Origin of the sequence: Devosia rhizoryzae (assembly GCF_016698665.1) — a bacterium.
GTDB lineage: Bacteria > Pseudomonadota > Alphaproteobacteria > Rhizobiales > Devosiaceae > Devosia > Devosia rhizoryzae.
This window is the reverse complement of sequence record NZ_CP068046.1, coordinates 2,940,938-2,960,583: the sequence shown is the minus strand read 5'-3', so window position 1 is coordinate 2,960,583 and position 19,646 is coordinate 2,940,938. Positions and strand designations below refer to the sequence as shown.

Genomic DNA, 19,646 nt, shown 5'->3' with positions numbered 1-19,646 from the left:
CTGCATTGGCGCATCTGGATGAAATCCAAGACTATGTTGCGCAAGACAGTCCATCAGCTGCGTATCGATTATCGGCCGAGCTTTTCCGACGCACTCAAGCATTGGGAGCAAGTCCCATGGCGGGTCGACTAGGGACGGCTGTCAGGCACAAGAGAGTTCGTCTTTAGCGACCTACCCTACATCGTCGCTTACCGTGTAACCGAACAAGTCGAGATACTTGCGGTGGTCCACACGGCAAGGAGATGGCCAGAAGAGCTAAACTGAAATTTCGGTCGTCGTCCGCCGTCGTTGCTGCGCAACTTCTACGAGACAGCCTTCGCTTCTATAAGTCCGCGAGCTTCGTGGCAGCCTCTAAGGCTTGCCTAGCCGAAGCTGCAACGCAGCGAAGGCTGGTGGAGCCAAGCGGGATCGAACCGCTGACCTCTTGCATGCCATGCAAGCGCTCTCCCAGCTGAGCTATGGCCCCATCTTTTTGGGTTCCGGAAGGGCTAACCCGTCCGAAGCGAGGCGGAACCTATTGGATGATCCGCCCGGGTGCAAGTGCCTAAATGACACTTTTTTGGCGCACCGGGCAGAGAGCCTGCCCGGTACGAATTCGTTAACGAAATCAGCGGTCTTCGTCGTCGCCGACTTCAAAACCGAGGCCGTCGTCCTCGTCTTCGTCTTCTTCGAGGAACACGTCTTCCTCGTCGTCGCCGAGCTCTTCGTCGACCTCGACGTCTTCGACGTCATCTGGCACTTCGTCATCGCCTGCCTCTTCGGCATCGGCCTCTTCGAGGCTGACCATTTCGGGTGCTGCGACGTCTTCGACTTCTTCTTCTTCGGTCTCGTCTTCGTCATCGATCTTGCGGGCAGTGGCCGGGCCGGCCTTGCCGCTGATCTGCTCGAAGAAGGACCGCGGATAGCTCTTGCCGGTATAGGGCGAGACGATCGGGTCCAGGTTGAGGTCGTAGAATTTCTTGCCGGTGTCGGGATCGGTCCGCTTGGTACCGCGCTCGTTGGCCATTTCTCATGCCTCGTCTTGGGAAAAGTGCGGGCGCACCAGTGCCGCGGCGCCCGTTTCGGTCGCTTCGGTTATGGTCAAAGCCCAGCCCTGTCAAACGCAAAATGCATGGGCTTTCGCGCCGATGCTGCCCCTTGCCCTCCCTGCCGCACCCCGCTATCGCCTTGGGGGAGCCAGCGGGGAGCCAAGCCATGATCATCGCCGTCGACGGACCTGCCGCCTCGGGCAAGGGCACGCTCGCCACCGGGCTCGCGCGTCATTATGGCCTGCCGCACCTCGATACGGGGCTGCTCTACCGCGCCGTGGGACTGGCCGTCGCGACCTATATGGACAGCACGATGTTTGAAGCCGCTGCCATTGCCGCGGCGCGCGCGCTCGATGCCACCCAGCTTGGCGATATCGAAGCGCTGACCTCCGCCGAAACCGGCGTCTTGGCCAGCAAGGTGGCGGTCATCGCCGATGTGCGTAAAGCGCTCTTTGATTTTCAGCGCCAGTTCGCCCAGAACCCCAATGGTGCCGTCCTCGATGGCCGCGATATCGGCACCGTGATCTGCCCCGATGCCGATGTGAAACTCTTTATCCGCGCCGACAGTAAGGCCCGTATGGAGCGCCGGGCAAGGCAGCTCGAAAAGCGCGGAGAGGTGGTTGATCGCTATGCGCTCTATCACCAGATAGAAGAGCGGGATGCCCGCGACATGCTTAATCCCCATGGCGGCTTCTATCAGGCGCAAGACGCGCACTTGCTAGATACGACGCTTTTGGATATTGAGGCCGCACTCCGCGCTGCCATCGCGATCGTCGATCGGACCATGGCGCTCAAGGCAGGGGGCTGACGCTTCCTAATTTCCTCCTTGTGCGCCGGCGTCACGACGCTCAGCCTCTTCGATGGCCCGGAACAAAAGACTACCCCATCCTCCTGCTCAAGAAGCGGTGCTCCGTGCGCCGGCCTTGGTGTTTTTGCCAAGGCGGACCCGGCTTCCGGCAGGATTTAACCACCCAACCACCGGCGCAACGGAGAAATACGTTTGGCACAGCAAACTGTGACTACTGAAGATTTTGAATCGATGCTGCTCGACAGCTTTGTCGACAACGAACCCCTAGAGGGTGCGGTCGTCAAGGGCCGGGTCGTCGCCATCGAAAAGGACCTCGCCATCATCGACGTCGGTCTCAAGACCGAAGGCCGCGTGGCGCTCAAGGAATTTGGCCAGGCTTACCGCGATGGCCAGATCCAGGTCGGCTCGGAAGTGGAAGTCTATGTCGACCGCGTCGAGAACGCTGTCGGCGAGGCCGTCCTTTCCCGTGAAAAGGCTCGCCGCGAAGAGAGCTGGGTCAAGCTCGAAGAAAAGTACAACGCCAACGAACGCGTCGAAGGCATCATCTTCAACCAGGTCAAGGGTGGCTTCACCGTCGATCTGGAAGGCGCCGTGGCCTTCCTGCCGCGTTCGCAGGTGGACATCCGTCCGATCCGCGACATCGCCCCGCTGATGAACGTGTCGCAGCCGTTCCAGATTCTCAAGATGGACAAGCGCCGCGGCAATATCGTCGTCTCGCGCCGTGCCATCCTCGAAGAATCGCGCGCCGAACAGCGTTCGGAAATCGTGCAGCAGCTCGAAGAAGGCCAGGTTGTTGACGGCGTCGTCAAGAACATCACCGATTACGGTGCCTTCGTCGATCTCGGCGGCATCGACGGCCTGCTCCATGTCACCGACATTGCATGGCGTCGCGTCAACCACCCGTCCGAAGTGCTCACGATCGGCGAGACCATCAAGGTCCAGATCGTCCGCATCAACCATGAATCGCATCGCATCAGCCTCGGCATGAAGCAGCTGCAGTCCGACCCGTGGGAAGGCATCGAAGCCAAGTATCCAATTGGCGCCAAGTTCACCGGCCGCGTGACCAACATCACCGACTATGGTGCATTCGTCGAACTGGAACCGGGCATCGAAGGCCTGATCCACGTTTCCGAAATGAGCTGGACCAAGAAGAACGTCCATCCGGGCAAGATCGTCTCGACCTCCCAGGAAGTCGACGTCGTCGTGCTCGAAGTCGATCCGGACAAGCGCCGCATTTCGCTGGGCCTCAAGCAGACCCTGCAGAATCCGTGGGAAGCTTTCGCTGAGAAGCACCCGGTCGGCTCCACCATCGAAGGCGAAGTCAAGAACAAGACCGAATTCGGCCTGTTCATCGGCCTCGAAGGCGATGTGGACGGCATGGTTCACCTTTCCGACCTCGATTGGCAGAAGTCGGGCGAAGTTGCCCTCGACGACTACAACCGTGGCGACATGGTTTCGGCGCGCGTCCTCGACGTCGATGTCGAAAAGGAACGTATCTCGCTGGGCATCAAGCAGCTCAACGGCGAAGGCACGTCCTCTTCGGCTGGTTCGTCCTCGAGCGAAGCCGGTGAAGCCGGTGGCCTGCGCAAGAACGCCGTGGTCACCACCGAAGTCATCGACGTCAACGAAGGCGGCATCGAAGTGCGCATCGCTGACAGCGACGTGACCTCGTTCATCCGCCGCGCCGATCTCAGCCGCGATCGCAACGACCAGCGCCCCGAGCGCTTCGCCAAGGGCGACAAGGTCGACGCGCGCATCACCCAGTACGACCGCAAGACCGGCCGCATCCAGCTTTCGATCAAGGCGCTCGAAATCGCCGAAGAACGTGAAGCCGTGGCCAACTTCGGTTCGTCCGACTCGGGTGCTTCGCTGGGCGACATTCTCGGCGCTGCCCTCAAGGGTCGCGAAGAGAAGTAAAGCGCTCTTGCGTTGACGACATTTTCGACCCGCGCCACATGGTGCGGGTCGTTTTTATGGAAGCCGCCCATGATCCAGTTTCGTGACGTCGCCTGGCGGGCCATGTCGGGCTACGACATCGACGCCGTCTCGACCATTGCCGGTAAGGTACATCCCGGCTTCTTCGAGTCGGTCGAGGTTTTGGCGGAAAAATACGCGCTCTACCACAACGGCTGCTACCTGCTCGAGGTCAACGAAAAGCCCGCAGGCTATGTGCTGAGCCATCCCTGGCGCCTGGGTGACCTGCCGCCGCTCAATACGCTTCTGGGTGCGCTGCCGGAGACACCGGACACCTACTATATTCACGATCTGGCGCTGCTGCCGCTGACCCGCGGCCTGGGCTCGGCCAAAGGCATCGTCGCTGCGCTGACCAAGCATGCGGCGGTCAAGAATTTTGCGACCATGAGCCTTGTTGCGGTCAACAAGTCGCGCCCCTTTTGGGAAAAGCTCGGCTTTGAAGTCGAGAAGCGGCCCGACCTGGCCGAAAAGCTCCATGGCTATGAGGCCGACGCGCGCTATATGATCAAGCGCCTGCCGTAGTTTAGCGGCTAGAAGCCCCTGTTTTGCTTGACGCTTTGAGCGCGCTTTGGCAGGTTGGCCCGGCCTCTTTCGATGGGGCGGAGGAAACGGCGGAGCCTTGGATGATCAAGTCGGAACTTGTCGAAAAGCTCGCGGCGGAAAACCCGCACCTGTTCCAGCGTGACATCGAGAACATCGTCAACGCCATCCTCGACGAGATCGGCGATGCCATGGCCCGCGGCGACCGGGTGGAGCTTCGCGGCTTCGGCGCCTTCTCGGTCAAAAATCGCCCGGCCCGCGTCGGCCGGAACCCGCGCACCGGCGAACAGGTTGACGTGGGTGAAAAGTACGTTCCCCAATTCAAGGCCGGCAAGGAAATCCGCGAGCGGCTCAACCGCTCGTCCTGAGCGGATCGTCGTCGGCGCGTCTAGGATACGGTATGGCAAAGAAAATCGTCGGCTGGCTGGTCCTTGTTCCCTTCTGCGCGCTGCTGATTGCCTTCGCCCTGGCCAATCGGCAGCTGGTGACGGTCAACGTCAATCCCTTCGTCGCCCCGCTTGACCCCACCGCCGGCTATGGCATTCCGCTCTTCGTGGTGCTGTTTGTGGTGCTGCTGATCGGCGTGCTGCTGGGCGGTATTGCGACCTGGTTTGCGCAAGGACAGCACCGCAAGCGCGAGCGGCACTGGCGGCGCGAGGCCCATCAGCTGACGCAGGAGCTCGACAAGCAGCGCCGCGCCACTGGCACTACCAGCGTTTCAACGCTGAGCGAAGTGGATGATGTGCTAGAACTGCGCTGACCTTTTTGCCGTTTTCTGCTACGCTTACGTGACCCCTTGAGCCCGAGCCCCATGGCCGACCCGGTTATCGTCAAAATCTGCGGTATCAAGACGCTCGACCTTCTCGATGCCGCCATCGAGGCCGGCGCCGACATGGTCGGCTTCGTCCACTTCATGCGCTCGCCGCGCCACGTATCGATCGAAGACCTTGGTGGTCTGATCTCGGCAGCCCGCGGCCAGGTGGAAAGCTGCGTGCTCTTGGTCAATCCGGACAATTCCTGCGTCGCCGAAGTTGCAGCGCTTGGTCCGGACTGGATCCAGCTGCACGGACCCGAAACACCGCATCGTGTAGAAGCGATCAGGGCGGAAGCCGGCACGCAGATCATGAAGGCGCTGCCGATCGGCTCGGCCGATGACGTCGCCCATGTCGCAGCTTTCCTCGACGTTGCCGACCGTATCCTGCTGGACGCCAAGCCACCCAAGAATGCGGACCGGCCGGGCGGACTGGGCGAGGCCTTCGACTGGAGCCTGCTCGGAGGCCTTGACCCTTCGGTGCCCTTCATGCTTTCGGGTGGCCTGACGCCGGACAACGTGGCCGAAGCCATTCGCACCGTGCGGCCGCCATTTGGCGTCGATGTGTCGTCGGGCGTCGAGACGGCGCCGGGCGTCAAGAACAAGAAGCTGATTGAAGCGTTCATCCGAAACGCCAAGGCAGCAGGATAGATTTACCGTAGACCTCATGGTGAGCTTGTCGAACCACGAGGTCGGTGGGCACAGACCTCGTCCTTCGACAGGCTCAGGATGAGGTCTGTGGGAGAACGTCGAGCAAGTTAGGACATCTTTTGGACGGCACCAATTCACTGCGCAACGGTCCTGACGAGCATGGCCGCTTCGGCATCTATGGCGGGCGCTTCGTCGCCGAGACGTTGATGCCGCTGATCCTCGATCTCGAGCGCGAATATCGCGCCGCCAAGAACGACCCCGAATATCTGGCTGAGGTCGAGCATCTCGCCAAGCACTATACCGGCCGGCCCAGCCCGCTCTATTTTGCCGAACGGCTGACCAACCATCTTGGCGGCGCCAAGGTCTGGTTCAAACGCGAAGAGCTCAACCATACCGGCTCGCACAAGATCAACAATTGCCTTGGCCAGATTCTTCTGGCCAAGCGCATGGGCAAAACGCGCGTCATCGCCGAGACCGGTGCCGGTCAGCATGGCGTCGCGACCGCCACCGTCTGCGCCAAGTTCGACCTGCCCTGCACCATCTTCATGGGCGCGACCGACGTCGAGCGGCAGATGCCCAATGTGTTGCGCATGCGCATGCTGGGTGCCGAAGTGCGGCCCGTGACTGCCGGCGCCGGCACGCTCAAGGACGCCATGAACGAGGCCCTGCGCGACTGGGTCACCAATGTCGACACTACCTATTACCTGATCGGCACCGCAGCGGGCCCGCATCCCTACCCGGAAATGGTGCGCGACTTTCAGTCCGTCATCGGCACCGAGCTCAAGGCGCAGTTCCGCGAGGAAGAGGGCCGGCTGCCGGACGCTGTCGTCGCCTGCGTTGGCGGTGGCTCCAATGCCATCGGCACTTTCCACGCCTTCCTCGACGATCCCGATGTTGCCATCTACGGCGCCGAGGCGGGTGGCCATGGCATCGAGGTCGACAATGGCCATGCTGCATCCATGACTGGCGGCCGCCCTGGCGTGCTTCATGGCAATCGCACTTACCTGCTTCAGGATGCCGATGGGCAAATCCTCGAGGGCCACTCGATTTCAGCCGGTCTCGACTATCCCGGCGTCGGTCCCGAACACGCCTGGCTGCATGACAGCAAGCGCGTGACCTATGTGCCGATCACCGACCAGGAAGCGCTCGAAGCCTTCCAGCTTTGCACCCGCATGGAAGGCATTATCCCGGCGCTCGAATCCGCCCATGGCCTTGCGCAGGTGATGAAGCTTGCGCCCACCATGAGCAAGGACCAGTCCGTCGTGCTCTGCCTCTCCGGCCGCGGCGACAAGGACGTCGAAAGCGTCGGCAAATATCTGGGACTGCTGAAGTAATGACCACGCGCATCGACCGCCGCCTTGCCGAGCTGAAGGCCCAGAACCGTCCCGCGCTGGCCGCCTATGTCATGGCTGGCGACCCTGATCTCGCGACCGGCCAGGCCATCCTCAATATGCTGCCCCAGGCCGGCGCCGACATCATCGAACTGGGCCTGCCGTTTTCCGATCCGATGGCCGATGGCGTCGCCATCCAGCTGGGCGGACAGCGTGCCCTTGCGGCCGGCCAGACGCTGACCGGCGTTCTCGGCATGGTGGAAGAGTTTCGCCGCAAGGACGAGACGACGCCCATCGTGCTCATGGGTTACTATAACCCGATCTACATTTTCGGCGTCGACCGCTTCATCGCCATGGCCAAAGAAGCCGGCATCGATGGAATGATCATCGTCGACCTGCCGGCCGAGGAGGACGACGAGCTCTGCAAGCCGGCTCTGGCGGCCGGGCTCAATTTCATCCGCCTGACCACGCCGACCACCGACGATCGCCGCTTGCCCACCGTGCTCGAAAACACTTCGGGCTTTGTCTACTACGTCTCCATGAACGGCGTGACCGGCGGCGCCATTGCTTCGCGCGGTGCCGTGGGAGACGCTGTCGAACGCATCAAGGGGCACACCGACCTGCCCGTGATCGTTGGCTTCGGCATCAAGACTGCCGACGATGCTGCCGAGATCGGACGTCATGCCGATGGCATTGCCGTCGGCACCGTGCTGGTCAATGCGGTCGGCACTTCGCTGGTTGACGGCAAGGCGACGGAAAAGACCGTTGCTGCCGTGCGCGACCTCGTGGCCGACCTCGCCGGCGGCCTGCGCCGGGCGCGGGTCTGACACCTTCAAGCGGGCCTTGCTGGTGAAGTGAGGCCTGATAACATTTGCCACAATTGACGATTAGGGGAGCCAAACGCTCCCCCGGAAAGGCCGCGCCATGAACTGGATCGACAATTTCGTCCGCCCGAAAATCCGCTCCATTCTCAATCCCAAGCGGGAAACTCCCGAAAATCTTTGGGTCAAGGATCCAGAATCCGGCGAGATGGTGTTCTATCGCGATCTCGAGGCCAATCAGTGGGTCGTGCCCAATTCGGGTCACCACATGAAGATCAAGCCGGCCGATCGTCTTGCGACCTTCCTCGATGACGGCAAGTACGATCTCGTGCCGGTGCCCTCCGTGCCGGTCGATCCGCTCAAATTCCGCGACCAGAAGCGATACACCGATCGCCTGCGCGAAAGCCGCGCCAAGACCGGCTACGAAGACAGCGTCATCGTTGCCACCGGCAAGCTCCACGATCGCCCGATCACCGTCGGCATCCAGGACTTCGAATTCATGGGTGGCTCTCTCGGCATGGCCGCGGGGCAGGGCATCATCACCGGCCTTGAAACGGCGCTGCGCAACAAGACGCCCTTCGTGCTCTTCGTTTCGTCCGGCGGCGCCCGCATGCAGGAAGGCGTCCTTTCGCTGATGCAGATGCCGCGCACCACGGTCGCAGTGCTGCGCCTCCGCGAAGCCGGCCTTCCCTTCTTCGTCGTCCTCACCAACCCCACCACCGGCGGCGTCACCGCCTCCTACGCCATGATCGGCGACGTTCATCTGGCAGAGCCTGGAGCCCTCATCGGCTTTGCCGGCCAGCGCGTAATCGAGCAAACCATCCGCGAAAAGCTCCCCAAAGGCTTCCAGCGTTCCGAATATCTCTACCAGCACGGCATGGTGGACATGGTAGTACACCGCCACAACCTCCGCTCCACCATTGGCTCGCTGGCAGGTATTTTGACCAACGCCCCCGCCAACGACACCTTTACCGGCGCAGCGCAGAAAGCCATTGCCGCACAGGCAAGCCTGCGCGAAGCCGCGGTTGCGGCCGAAGGCGACGATGACATCGATCCGCCTGCTGCCGCCGCGCATGCCGAGTAGCTTTACGCAGGATTAAGGACGTTCGCTCTATTCTCCGGGACTAATCGGCCGCGCGAACCAACGCAGCGGCTGCCAATGATCTGTCCCGGGGGATCTTCATGCGCCGTCTTTCGCTGCCAATCGCACGCAAGCTTCCACTTGCCTTGTTGGGCTCGGCGCTGCTGGTCAGTCTCGGTGTCGGTCTTTCGAGCTATATGATCGGCAGCCAGGCGCTGCGCAGCTCTGCCGAAAATACCCTTGCGACCATTGCCAACGAACGCGCGGCGGCCGTCGATACCTATCTCGATGCCGTTGAAAACGACCTTATTGCCTCCTCGCGCTCCGAGGCTGTCATCCTGGCGCTGCGCGACTTCGCCGGCGCCTGGCTGCAGTTCAAGACCGACCCGACCGCCGAAGTGCGCAAGATGTATGTCGAGGACAATCCCAACAAGGAGAACCTCGCCGAACTGACGACGCTCGGCACGGTCGGGCCCTATGACGTTCCCCACACTCGCTATCACCCGACCTTCCGCAGCCAGATCGGCACGCGCGGCTATGCCGATCTCTACCTTTTCGACCCCAAGGGGTTCTTGATCTACTCGGTCAACAAGGGCGAGGATTACGGCACGAGCTTTGCCGAGGGCGGCCCTATGGCCGACACGAGCCTCGGCCGTGTGTTCCGCGAAGCCATGGCCATCACCGATCCCGACCAGATCGCCGTGGCCGATTTTGCGCGCTATCCCGTGGCGGGCGACATGCCGGCGAGCTTTTTTGCTAAGCCGGTGATCAACGGCCAGGGCCGCACAGTCGGCGTCCTCGCCTTCCAGCTGCCCTCCGAGCGCCTCGATGCCGTGATCGGCAGCCGGACGGGCCTGGGCGATAGCGGCGAAGTGGTGATCGTCGGCACCGATGGCCTGCTGCGCTCCAACTCCACCTTCACCGAAAACAACGACGCGCTCGAAACCTCTTTCGTCGACCCAATTGTCGAGGCCGCCCTAGCGGGCACGGCGACCGACGGCGAAACCACGGCTTACCGGTCAACCGACATGCTGGTTGCCGCGGCCCCGATCACGACCCGCGCCGGCAATTGGGCTGCGGTGGCCGTCGAAGCCACCGACGAGGTGCTGGCCCCGGTTGCGGACATGCGCAACACCATGCTTGTTATCGGCGCAGCGCTCCTCGCCGTCGTCGCGCTCCTCAGCCTCCTCTTCTCGCGCTCCATCACAAGGCCGATCACCCGCCTGACCGGCACGATGGAGACCGTGGCCGAGGGCAACTTTGACGTCGATGTGCCCGGCAATCACCGCGCCGACGAGCTGGGCGCCATGGCGCGCGCCGTGGAAGTGTTCCGCGAGAACGGCCGCAAGATCAGCCAGCTGACCGAGGCGGAGGCCGCGCAGGCGCTGGCGAACCAGGAAGAACGCGCCCGCATGATGGTGTCGCTGCAGCGCGCCTTCGGCGACGTGGTCGACGCCGCAGTTGCCGGCGACTTCAGCCGCCGCGTCGATGCGCTATTTCCCGATGCCGAGCTCAACGCACTTGCTGGCTCGGTCAACCGTCTGGTCGAAACCGTTGATCGCGGCCTCGACGAAACTGGCAGCGTGCTTTCGGCGCTTGCCGACGCCGACCTGACCCGCCGCGTCGAGGGCGAGTATCAGGGCGCCTTTGCAAACCTCAAGGCCGACACCAACAAGGTCGCCGAAAAGCTTGGCGAAATCGTTGGCGACCTGCGCCAGACCTCGGGTGCCCTCAAGCGCGCCACCGGCGAAATCCTCTCCGGCGCTAACGATCTTTCCGAGCGCACCACCAAGCAGGCCGCGACGATCGAAGAAACCTCGGCCACCATGGAGCAGCTCGCCGCAACGGTTCTGGGCAATGCCAGCAAGGCCCAGAGTGCAAGCCGCAAGGCGCAGGACGTGTCGCGTGAGGCCGAGGCCAGCGGCACGGTCATGGCGCATGCCACCGAAGCCATGGACCGGATCACCCAGTCGTCGGGCAAGATCTCCAACATCATTGGCCTCATTGACGACATCGCCTTCCAGACCAATCTTTTGGCGCTTAACGCATCGGTCGAAGCCGCGCGCGCCGGCGACGCCGGCAAGGGTTTCGCCGTGGTGGCCGTCGAAGTGCGCCGCCTCGCGCAGTCAGCCGCCAGCGCGTCGTCCGACGTCAAGGCGCTCATCGAACAGAGCGCCAACGAAGTCTCGGGCGGCAGCAAGCTGGTGACGGAAGCCGCCGGAAAGCTCGCCAGCATGCTCGACGGCATCCGCGACAATACCGCGGCGCTTGAATCCATAGCCCGCGAGAGCCGCGAACAGGCCTCGGCCATCGAGGAAGTCACCATCTCCGTGCGGCAGATGGACGAAATGACCCAGCACAACGCGGCGCTGGTCGAACAGACCAATGCTGCCATCGAACAGACCGAAGCGCAGGCGGTGCGGCTCGACGATATCGTCGATATCTTCACCGTCGAGGCCTCTGCCGCTCCGGCCGCCGCGCCCAAGCCGGCCGTCATGCCGCAAAGCGGCATCCGCGGCATGCAGGAAAAGCTAAAAACCGTTGCCAACACCTACCTCAAGCGCGGCAACACGGCAGTCAAGATCGAGGAAGACTGGGCCGAGTTCTGAGCGTAAGCCGTACTGGACAGGGGGCACCGGCCCGGGTTCTATCCCGGCATGGACCGCCCCAGCCGATTCCCTGATGTGATGTTGCTTGCCGCCGGGCTCGGCATGCGGCTGCGGCCGATCACCGAGGCGCTGCCCAAGCCGCTGGTGCCGGTCGCGGGCGTACCGCTGATCGAGCGCGTCATGGCCAATGCGCGGGCCGAGGGTGCCAACCGCTTCGCCGCCAACGCCCACTACCGCGCCGATCAGGTGCTGGCGCATTTCGGTGGCCTGCTGAAGACCAACCGCGAGGATTTGCTGCTGGGCACAGGCGGCGGCGTCAAGGCAGCACTGCCGCTGCTTCACTCCGATCCATTCTTCGTCATGAACACCGATGCGTTCTGGACGCCGGGAGCCGACCGCCCGCTGGAGCGCATGATCGGACGCTACGAGGATGACGACATCGTTCTTCTCTGCGCCCAGCCGCGACGTGCCTCCGGCTTCGGTCGCAGCCACGACTTTTGCCTTGATCCCCACGGCACCATCACACGCGACTATGGCGCGCCGATCATTTATGCCGGCGTTGCGCTCCTGGGCAAAAATCTGTTCGCCGGCACGCCTGACGGGCCGTTTTCGCTGAGCCTGTTGTTCGATCGAGCGCTGGAAGAAGAGCGCCTCAAGGGCGTGGTGCTCGATGCCGACTGGTTTCATGTCGGTGATGCGGCGGGTCTGGCGGCAGCCGAGGCAGCGCTGGCATGAGCCTTTTTTCCATCGCGCCCAGTACGCCCTTCCTCCTTTGCCTGACCGACGCCATCATGGATGGCCGGCTCCTTGGCGGCTGGGAACGGTCGGGGCCGTTCTGGCTGAGCGATGTCAGCATCATCGTGCCGACGCAGCGCGCCCGTCAGGGCCTTGCCGAAGCCTTCGCCAGGCATCCCGATTTTACAGGGCTCCTCCCTGATATCCGCACCTTTGGCGGCGACGAGGCCGACGAAGAGCCCTTTTTGCCGCCCTTTGATGCACCGGCATTGCCCAAGACCGCGACCGGCCTGCAGCGCCGGTTGGTGCTCTCTAAGCTCGTCGCGCAATGGGCGCAAAGCGAGCGCGGGCGGCTGGCTTTTTCGACGCCGCCCACCGCCGCCGAAATATTCTCGATGGCCGAGTCGCTGGGCCAGCTCATCGATGACCTGACCATCGAGGAGAAAACGCCTGCCGATATCCGCGCGCTGGGCGAAGACATGGCGCAGGATCTCGGCGAATACTGGCAGCAGACGCTCGAGTTCTTAGACATCGCGCTTGCGGCGTGGCCAGCGCTGCTCACGCAGGACGACCGCGCGGATACAGCAACCCTGCGCCGTATCCGGCTCGACCGGCAAGCGGCCGCGGCACAGTACCTTTATCGCGACCGCCCGGTGATCGCGGCCGGTTCCACCGGCTCAATCCCCGCGACTGCAAGGCTTTTAGCGGCGATCGCCAAGCTTCCCCGCGGCGCCGTCGTGCTTCCTGGCCTCGACATGGCCATGACCCCGGCCACGCATGAAGCGCTGCTCGATCCCGAGAGCAATCCGCATGGCCATCCGCAATATGGCCTCGCGCATCTGCTACGGCAGTTTGGCGCCGGTGTCGGACAGGTGACCGAGCTCTGCAAAGAAACGGATAGTCGCACCAGCATCGTCAATCACGCCCTGGCCCTCACCAGGGAGACCGCCCGCTGGGCCGGGCAGCGGCCGGCGCCATCGGGGATAGAGACGGCCTTTGCCGGTGTCACGATCATCCGGGCACGCAACGAAGACGAAGAAGGGCGCTCCGTCGCTGTGGCGGCGCGAGCGGCGCTTGAAAGGGGGCAGTCGGTGGGCATCGTCACGCCCGATCGAAACCTAGCCCGCCGCATCGCCGCCGAGCTCAAGCGCTTCGGCATTCATGCCGACGACGCCGCCGGCGCGCCGCTGTTTCAGTCGCCCGCCGGGGCGCTGGCGCGGCAAATCCTCAACCTGGTTGCCGGCAGCTGCAACGCCGTCGATCTTCTTGCGCTGTTGCGCAACGAGGCGGCTTTGCTGGGCCGCGAGCGAGGAGAAGTGGTTCGTCTCGCCAATCTGGTCGATCTCGGATTGCTGCGCGGACAACGCCCTGCGCCAGGCATCGCCGGGTTACGGCAAATGCTGGCGGCGCATCTGCGCGATGAGATCAAGCACCCGGCGAGGCGCCTCACTGCAGCAGAAGGCGTGGCGATATCCGGCTTGCTCGACGATCTGCATGCGGCCATCCTGTCGCTTGAGTCCGTCCTCGGCAGCGACCAGATTGATGCCGGTCTCCTCGCCAATGCCTTGTGGTCGAGCTTTGAAGCGCTGAGCCTGGGCGCGACGCTTCATGGCCGCCGCGAAATGGCGGATTGGGCCGGGCAGATGGCGGGGCTGGCGGGTGAGGGACATCGCTTCGCACCGTTTGGGCTCGACGGCGTACTCTCCGCGCTGATGACCGGCTTCGAGGTCCGCAACCGCGAGGAACGGCGCCGCGACATCTACATCTGGGGCCAGATCGAGGCGCGGCTGATGAGCCCTGACCTCATGATCCTGGGTGGCCTTAACGAAGACAAATGGCCGGGCGCTGCCGATCCCGGTCCGTGGCTCAGCCGCGGCATGCGCATTGCCGCTGGGCTCGAGCCGCCGGAGCGGATGCAGGGCCTCGCCGCCCACGATTTTGCGCAGGCGCTGGGCAATGGGAAGGTCATCGTCACCTATGCCGACCGGGTCGGATCGAGCCCGGCCCTGCCATCGCGCCTGGTGCAGCGGCTTGATGCCTTCGTCGGCGCGGACGCGACCAGGGCGATGGAGGCGCGTGGCGCCGTTTGGATCGAAACGGCACGCCGCGTTGATACGGTGGAAGCCACCGCAAAAATTCATCCGCCGACCCCAAATCCGCCGGCAGCGATACGCCCGCGAAAACTGTCGGTGACCGAGGTCGAGACGCTGATGCGCTCGCCCTATGACCTTTATGCCAAACACGTTCTGCGCCTGCGTCCGCTCGATGTCCTGGGCGACGATCCCGACGCGCGGGAGCGGGGCACCATCGTCCACGCCATTTTTGGGCGGTTCGTCCAAGAGGGTCACGACCCGGTCGCCGAGGACGCCTTCGAGCGGCTCATGCTGATTGCTGCCGAAGAGTTCGGTGGGCTCGATACGATCGGCGAACGGCGCGATATCTGGCTCCGGCGCTTCGCCGCGGCCGCCCACCAGTTCCTCGATTTCGAGCGCGCGAGAGCCGCCAATGTCCTCAAGCGCCATGCCGAGATTTCCGGCCGTTGGGGCCTGAAACTAGCGGAGCCCTTCCGTATTACCGGCACGGCGGACCGCGTCGATGTTCTGGCCGATGGATCGCTTGAAATCCTCGATTTCAAGACCGGCTCGCCGCCTGCGCCGGCCAGCATGCGTGGCTTCGAGGCTCCCCAATTGCCGCTTGAAGCCTTGATGGCCGGAGCGGGGGCAATGGAGGGGCTAAAGGCCGCGCCCACGTCGGCCCTGACCTATATCAAGATCGGCCTGGGGCCCGAGGCCTTCAAGCCGAGCAGTTTCGCGCTGCCCGAGGACATGGATGTCATGGCGCTTGCCGACGAAGTCGGACGGCGCATGCAGGGGCACATCGACCTCTTCCTGATGCGCGACACGCCGATGCCGGCGCGTCTAATGCCGCTCAAGACGCAGAGGTTTTCGGGCGCTTACGATCATCTCGCACGTGTTGCCGAGTGGACACTTGTGGACGGCGAGGAAGAGCCATGAGCGAGCGCGGCAGGCTTGTCGTCCCTTCCGACACCAGCAGGAACCAGGCCCGCGCCAGCGACCCTGCTTATTCGATCTGGGTGGAGGCCAATGCCGGCTCCGGCAAGACCTATGTGCTGACCCACCGCGTGCTGCGGCTCCTGCTCGCCGGCGTGCGGCCGCAATCGATCCTCTGCCTCACCTACACCAAGGCGGCGGCAGCAGAAATGCGCCGCCGCGTGGGCGATCGTCTGGCGGGTTGGGCAGTTGCCGGTGAGCGCGATTTGGCAAACGAGATCAACGGCTTGGTGGGGTCATGGCCCGACGAGAAAATGCTGGAGGATGCTCGGACCCTGTTTGCCCGGGCGCTGGAGACGCCGGGCGGCCTTCGCATCCTCACCATCCACGCCTTTTGCGAAGCGGTGCTGCACCGCTTCCCGATCGAAGCCGGTGTGCCGTTCGATTTTGCGGTGATCGAGGACGATCGCCAGGTCAATATGGTCTTGGCAGCCAAGGAAAAAGTGCTCGCCGAGGGGCTCAAGGGCGGGGAGCATGCCGGGGCGGTGGAGACCCTGTTCGGGCTCCTGAGCGATGATGCCATCGCCAAGGCGATCAACTCGGCGCTGAGCGAGGGAGCACGGCTCGATGCGGTGCTCGAAAGCGTGGAAATGTCGAAGAACCGGCTCAGGAAGCATGTCGGCTTTGACGGATCGTCGATCGAGGGTCTCACTCACGAGGCAATTGCTAGCACATTGCTAACCTCTGACTTGCTCAAGCGCGTGCAAGCGGCGTGCAAGGGCAAGTATGATGACCTCGACTGCGAGAACCTAACCGCCGACGCTCTGCGCAAGGCCTTTTTCACCGACAAGGGGACCCCGCGGGCGCGGTTGATGAGCAAGGCCGAGATCACCGCCAATCCGGATCTGCATGACCTGCTGCTTGCCGAGCAGGAGCGGCTGGTGCGGCTCGATGAGCGCGTGACCTCCGCGCTTCTCGTTCAGCGCAGCGAGGCTTTGCTCGACGTGTTACAGGCCATTCGCAAACGCTACGAGGATGATAAGCGGCGCCACTCGCTGCTCGACTTTGACGACCTGATCGAAAAGCTCGGCGACCTTTTTGCCGACCGGGCGCTCGGGCCCTGGGTGCAGTACAAGCTCGATGCCGGTATCGACCATATCCTGGTCGATGAATCGCAGGACACCAATGCACGGCAGTGGCGGGTGGTGCGGGCGCTGGCCGACGAGTTTTTCACCGGCGCCGGGGCGGTCAGCCGGCCGCGCTCGCTGTTTGCGGTGGGTGACCAGAAGCAGTCGATCTATTCCTTTCAAGGGGCGCAGCCGGTGCTGTTTGGCGAGACCGGGCGCGAGATGGCGCGGCGGGCGCGGGAGGCGGAAAAGCAGTTCGAGGCGGTTAAGCTCCATACCAGTTTCCGGACACTCCAGGGCATTCTCGATGCGGTGGACCGGGTCACCGAGCGGCCGGACATTCAGCAGGCTTTGCTGTCGGTCGATAAGGTGATCCACCAGGCGGCGCGGACGCAGGCGGGGGGGACGGTGACGCTCTGGCCGCCGGTCCAGGACGTCAAGTATGAACGAACAACAACGGAATGGCCGCAGGCGCCGGTCGAGGCCGAGCAGAGCGCCCAGCGGCAGGTCGCGACCCGCATCGCCGCCGAGATCAAAAGCTGGATCGACAACGGCCGCATGCTTGGCGACCGCGACCGGCCGGCCGTTGCCGACGATGTGTTGATCCTCGTGCAAAAGCGCGGTGCCTTGTTCGGGGAAATCATCCGCGCGCTGCGCAATGCCGACCTGCCGACGCCGGGTGCCGACCGGCTGACGGTCACCGGCCACATCGCCGTGCTCGATCTTTTGGCGCTGATCGACGTGCTCTTGAACCCGGCCGAGGATCTGCAACTGGCTGCGCTCTTGCGCTCGCCGCTCTTCGACGTCAGCGAGGACGATCTTTTCGCGCTTGCACATGGGCGCGAGCGGCAGAGCCTTTGGGAAGCGCTCTTCGCTTCATCCATTCCATCGGCTCAGGTTGCTGCGGAGGCCCTTGGCCGCTGGCGTGGCGCTCTTAGCCGCGAGCGGCCATTCGAGTTCCTGACCCATGTGCTTTATACCGAAGGCGGGCTGAAGCGCTTTCATGCGCGGCTTGGCACCGAGGTGGACGAGGTCCTGTCCGAACTCTTGGAACTGGCGCTGGCGCATGAGCAGAGCGAACAGCCATCGCTCCAGGGCTTTGCCGCCGAAATGCGGCGCCGCACGGTGACCATCAAGCGCGAACTCGCCGAAAGCGGCGGTGGCGTTCGGGTCATGACCGTGCACGGCGCCAAAGGCCTCGAGGCCCCGATCGTCATTCTGGCCGATGCGACCACCAAGCCCTCGGTGCAGATGACCGGCAAGCCGGTCTATCTGCTGAACGAGGCGCCCGGCCCCATGCTGATCCATGCCTCGGCCAAGGACCAGCACACGGTCGAAACCGTCACCATCAAGGATGAGGCGGACGCAACGCTGCTCGAGGAATATTGGCGCCGCCTCTATGTCGCGATGACCCGCGCCGAGGACGAGCTCTATCTGACCGGCACGCTGAGCGCGTCAAAGACCGTGGACAAGCAGCTCGATGGGTCCTGGTACCAGGCGGTGGAGCAGGCGCTGGAGGCCGACCTTCATCCGGTGACCGACGATGGCATGCTGGTAGCTCGTGTTTTCCCCAGGCTCGAACCCGCCCGCCTGTCGGGTCGCCGCTCGGCCCCGTCGAGCAGCCACCAGCCGCTTATTTTGGCCCCCGTGCCGCCGCCCGCCGTGCTGCCGATCGTCTCACCTTCGCGCGTCGGCGTCGAAGCGGCGCCGTTTCGGCTCTTGCAAAGCGTGGCCGAGGAAGTGCGCGATGCCGAAGCCGCGCGCAAGGAAGGACTGGCGCTCCATGCCTTGCTACAGCATCTGGGCCGCGTGGAGCGGCCGCAATGGCGGCAGGTCGCGCCGCGCGCCTTGGAAACGCTGTTGCCGGAATTTCCTGAGCTTCACCAGCGGGTGACGGCCAAAGCCATCGCCATCCTCGACCGCCTCGATTTCCAGTATATCTTTGGAGCCGACAGCCGCGCCGAGGTGCCGTTTCTGTTCGACCTGCTGCGCAGCGGCGAGCCGGTGCGCGTTTCGGGGCGCATCGACCGGCTGGTGGTTGACGAGACCAAGGTGTTGGTGGTCGATTATAAATCCGATGCCAAGGCGCCCCGTTCGGTCGCCGATGTGCCAAGGAACTATATAACCCAGATCGGATTATATGCACTTATCGCAGGTCAGCTGTTCCCCGGACGTAAAGTGGAAGCGGCAATCCTGTGGACAGAGTTGGAATCGCTGATGAATTTACCTGCGAGGCTCATGGAGGCGGCCCGGGCGGACTTCACCCTCAAGTGAGCGATCTTGCCCAGAGGCTGGACAGATACCAGCTTTGGGAGCAAAGAGACCGCCGCTTTCCGGACCGGGCGTCCTGCCCGTTTCGGTGACATGTTTTTTGCGTTTCAGTGGCAGAGTGGCAGTCACAAAGGCTGAAGCGCATTTCAAAGGCAAAAAACCATGACTAAAGCCGTATCCGAAGCCACCTTCGGCCAGGAAGTCCTCAGCTCCAGCGAGCCCGTTTTGGTGGATTTCTGGGCGGAATGGTGCGGCCCTTGCCGCGCCATTGCCCCCGTGCTCGAGCAGCTCTCGACCGAGCTCGAAGGCAAGGTGAAGATCGTCAAGCTCAATGTCGACGAGAACCCTTCTCTCGCGGCCCAGTATGGCGTCCGCTCGATCCCGACCATGATCCTCTTCAAGGGCGGCCAGGCCGCCGACATGAAGATCGGCGCCGGCACGCCTAAGGCAGGCCTGACCAAATGGCTCGAGGGTCACGCGGCTTAAGGGTTTTCGCACTGAAGTTTTGCAACACCGCCGGGGGCAGCTCCGGCGGTGTTTTTGTTCGAGCGGGGTTCGGGCTTGCCGTCCTCCACCGCTTGCGGGGGAGGGGGACCGCCAAGGCGGTGGAGGGGGGTGCCACGTGCACCTGCGGGTCGTTTTCCGCACGTCTTTGACTGAGAGCAAGTGGCTCCCCTCTCCACCACGCTTCGCGTGGTCCCCCTCTCCCGCAAGGCGGGAGAGGAAAGAAGGGGCAGCCTTGACTCCAGGGGTTGCCGTCACAAAATATCTACAGACACTGCACCGAAAACGTCCTAGCCTCGTTACCGCCTCGACCGCGCATGGGGCGCTGTCCACTGGAGCCAAAG

General features: G+C 63.4%; 16 protein-coding genes and 1 tRNA gene. 15 read left to right on the top strand and 2 right to left on the bottom strand.

Annotation, left to right across the window (positions count from 1 at the left end):
* Positions 1-5: 5 nt before the first annotated feature.
* Positions 6-167: a type II toxin-antitoxin system RelE/ParE family toxin gene (locus JI748_RS17455; RefSeq protein WP_233280542.1), complete on the top strand. Its 162-nt coding sequence runs from the start codon at positions 6-8 to the stop codon at positions 165-167.
* Between the two features lie 223 nt (positions 168-390).
* Here JI748_RS17455 and JI748_RS14455 read toward each other — a convergent pair.
* Positions 391-466 (bottom strand) — tRNA-Ala (locus JI748_RS14455).
* Between the two features lie 141 nt (positions 467-607).
* Positions 608-1,006 carry a TIGR02300 family protein gene (locus JI748_RS14450; protein ID WP_201632137.1) on the bottom strand — a complete coding sequence of 133 codons (399 nt, stop codon included), beginning with the start codon at positions 1,004-1,006 and terminating at the stop codon, positions 608-610.
* A gap of 188 nt (positions 1,007-1,194) precedes the next feature.
* Between JI748_RS14450 and JI748_RS14445 the strand changes: the two genes are divergently transcribed.
* From JI748_RS14445 to trxA, 14 genes are all read left to right on the top strand, one after another.
* Positions 1,195-1,836 carry a (d)CMP kinase gene (locus tag JI748_RS14445; protein ID WP_201632134.1) on the top strand — a complete coding sequence of 214 codons (642 nt, stop codon included), beginning with the start codon at positions 1,195-1,197 and terminating at the stop codon, positions 1,834-1,836.
* A gap of 231 nt (positions 1,837-2,067) precedes the next feature.
* The gene (rpsA, locus tag JI748_RS14440) at positions 2,068-3,753 is read left to right on the top strand and encodes a 30S ribosomal protein S1 (protein ID WP_233280694.1); all 1,686 of its coding nucleotides are present in this window, start codon (positions 2,068-2,070) and stop codon (positions 3,751-3,753) included.
* 69 nt (positions 3,754-3,822) lie between these two features.
* The gene (locus JI748_RS14435; RefSeq protein WP_201632129.1) at positions 3,823-4,332 is read left to right on the top strand and encodes a GNAT family N-acetyltransferase; all 510 of its coding nucleotides are present in this window, start codon (positions 3,823-3,825) and stop codon (positions 4,330-4,332) included.
* 101 nt (positions 4,333-4,433) lie between these two features.
* Entirely contained in the window at positions 4,434-4,718 is a 285-nt protein-coding gene (locus tag JI748_RS14430; RefSeq protein ID WP_164533056.1) for an integration host factor subunit beta, read from the top strand.
* A gap of 32 nt (positions 4,719-4,750) precedes the next feature.
* Positions 4,751-5,110: a lipopolysaccharide assembly protein LapA domain-containing protein gene (locus tag JI748_RS14425; RefSeq protein ID WP_201632126.1), complete on the top strand. Its 360-nt coding sequence runs from the start codon at positions 4,751-4,753 to the stop codon at positions 5,108-5,110.
* Between the two features lie 51 nt (positions 5,111-5,161).
* Entirely contained in the window at positions 5,162-5,812 is a 651-nt protein-coding gene (locus tag JI748_RS14420; protein ID WP_201632123.1) for a phosphoribosylanthranilate isomerase, read from the top strand.
* 119 nt (positions 5,813-5,931) lie between these two features.
* Positions 5,932-7,146 carry a tryptophan synthase subunit beta gene (gene trpB, locus JI748_RS14415; RefSeq protein ID WP_201632120.1) on the top strand — a complete coding sequence of 405 codons (1,215 nt, stop codon included), beginning with the start codon at positions 5,932-5,934 and terminating at the stop codon, positions 7,144-7,146.
* Positions 7,146-7,970 carry a tryptophan synthase subunit alpha gene (trpA, locus tag JI748_RS14410; protein WP_164533060.1) on the top strand — a complete coding sequence of 275 codons (825 nt, stop codon included), beginning with the start codon at positions 7,146-7,148 and terminating at the stop codon, positions 7,968-7,970. The genes trpB and trpA overlap by 1 nt, the downstream gene beginning before the upstream one ends.
* Positions 7,971-8,067: 97 nt before the next feature.
* The gene (gene accD, locus JI748_RS14405) at positions 8,068-9,048 is read left to right on the top strand and encodes an acetyl-CoA carboxylase, carboxyltransferase subunit beta (RefSeq protein WP_201632119.1); all 981 of its coding nucleotides are present in this window, start codon (positions 8,068-8,070) and stop codon (positions 9,046-9,048) included.
* Positions 9,049-9,146: 98 nt separating this feature from the next.
* Entirely contained in the window at positions 9,147-11,654 is a 2,508-nt protein-coding gene (locus tag JI748_RS17450) for a methyl-accepting chemotaxis protein (RefSeq protein WP_233280541.1), read from the top strand.
* Positions 11,655-11,732: 78 nt separating this feature from the next.
* Entirely contained in the window at positions 11,733-12,389 is a 657-nt protein-coding gene (locus JI748_RS14395) for a nucleotidyltransferase family protein (RefSeq protein WP_233280693.1), read from the top strand.
* Positions 12,386-15,403 carry a double-strand break repair protein AddB gene (gene addB, locus JI748_RS14390; RefSeq protein WP_201632113.1) on the top strand — a complete coding sequence of 1,006 codons (3,018 nt, stop codon included), beginning with the start codon at positions 12,386-12,388 and terminating at the stop codon, positions 15,401-15,403. Before JI748_RS14395 ends, addB begins: the two co-directional genes overlap by 4 nt.
* Entirely contained in the window at positions 15,400-18,801 is a 3,402-nt protein-coding gene (gene addA, locus JI748_RS14385) for a double-strand break repair helicase AddA (protein ID WP_201632110.1), read from the top strand. The genes addB and addA overlap by 4 nt, the downstream gene beginning before the upstream one ends.
* A 159-nt stretch (positions 18,802-18,960) precedes the next feature.
* A complete protein-coding gene (gene trxA / locus JI748_RS14380; RefSeq protein ID WP_164533071.1) occupies positions 18,961-19,284 on the top strand; it encodes a thioredoxin in 324 nt (107 codons plus the stop codon).
* Positions 19,285-19,646 lie beyond the last annotated feature (362 nt).

What these genes read in the sequence shown, in the direction of transcription:
- addA (WP_201632110.1), top strand. Translation starts at nt 15,400, where the DNA reads ATGAGCGAGCGCGGCAGGCTTGTCGTCCCTTCCGACACCAGCAGGAAC.
- JI748_RS17450 (WP_233280541.1), top strand. Translation starts at nt 9,147, where the DNA reads ATGCGCCGTCTTTCGCTGCCAATCGCACGCAAGCTTCCACTTGCCTTG.
- JI748_RS14450 (WP_201632137.1), bottom strand. Translation starts at nt 1,006, where the DNA reads ATGGCCAACGAGCGCGGTACCAAGCGGACCGATCCCGACACCGGCAAG.
- JI748_RS14420 (WP_201632123.1), top strand. Translation starts at nt 5,162, where the DNA reads ATGGCCGACCCGGTTATCGTCAAAATCTGCGGTATCAAGACGCTCGAC.
- JI748_RS14395 (WP_233280693.1), top strand. Translation starts at nt 11,733, where the DNA reads ATGTTGCTTGCCGCCGGGCTCGGCATGCGGCTGCGGCCGATCACCGAG.
- JI748_RS14430 (WP_164533056.1), top strand. Translation starts at nt 4,434, where the DNA reads ATGATCAAGTCGGAACTTGTCGAAAAGCTCGCGGCGGAAAACCCGCAC.
- JI748_RS14425 (WP_201632126.1), top strand. Translation starts at nt 4,751, where the DNA reads ATGGCAAAGAAAATCGTCGGCTGGCTGGTCCTTGTTCCCTTCTGCGCG.
- accD (WP_201632119.1), top strand. Translation starts at nt 8,068, where the DNA reads ATGAACTGGATCGACAATTTCGTCCGCCCGAAAATCCGCTCCATTCTC.
- JI748_RS14445 (WP_201632134.1), top strand. Translation starts at nt 1,195, where the DNA reads ATGATCATCGCCGTCGACGGACCTGCCGCCTCGGGCAAGGGCACGCTC.
- trpA (WP_164533060.1), top strand. Translation starts at nt 7,146, where the DNA reads ATGACCACGCGCATCGACCGCCGCCTTGCCGAGCTGAAGGCCCAGAAC.
- addB (WP_201632113.1), top strand. Translation starts at nt 12,386, where the DNA reads ATGAGCCTTTTTTCCATCGCGCCCAGTACGCCCTTCCTCCTTTGCCTG.
- JI748_RS14435 (WP_201632129.1), top strand. Translation starts at nt 3,823, where the DNA reads ATGATCCAGTTTCGTGACGTCGCCTGGCGGGCCATGTCGGGCTACGAC.
- trxA (WP_164533071.1), top strand. Translation starts at nt 18,961, where the DNA reads ATGACTAAAGCCGTATCCGAAGCCACCTTCGGCCAGGAAGTCCTCAGC.
- rpsA (WP_233280694.1), top strand. Translation starts at nt 2,068, where the DNA reads ATGCTGCTCGACAGCTTTGTCGACAACGAACCCCTAGAGGGTGCGGTC.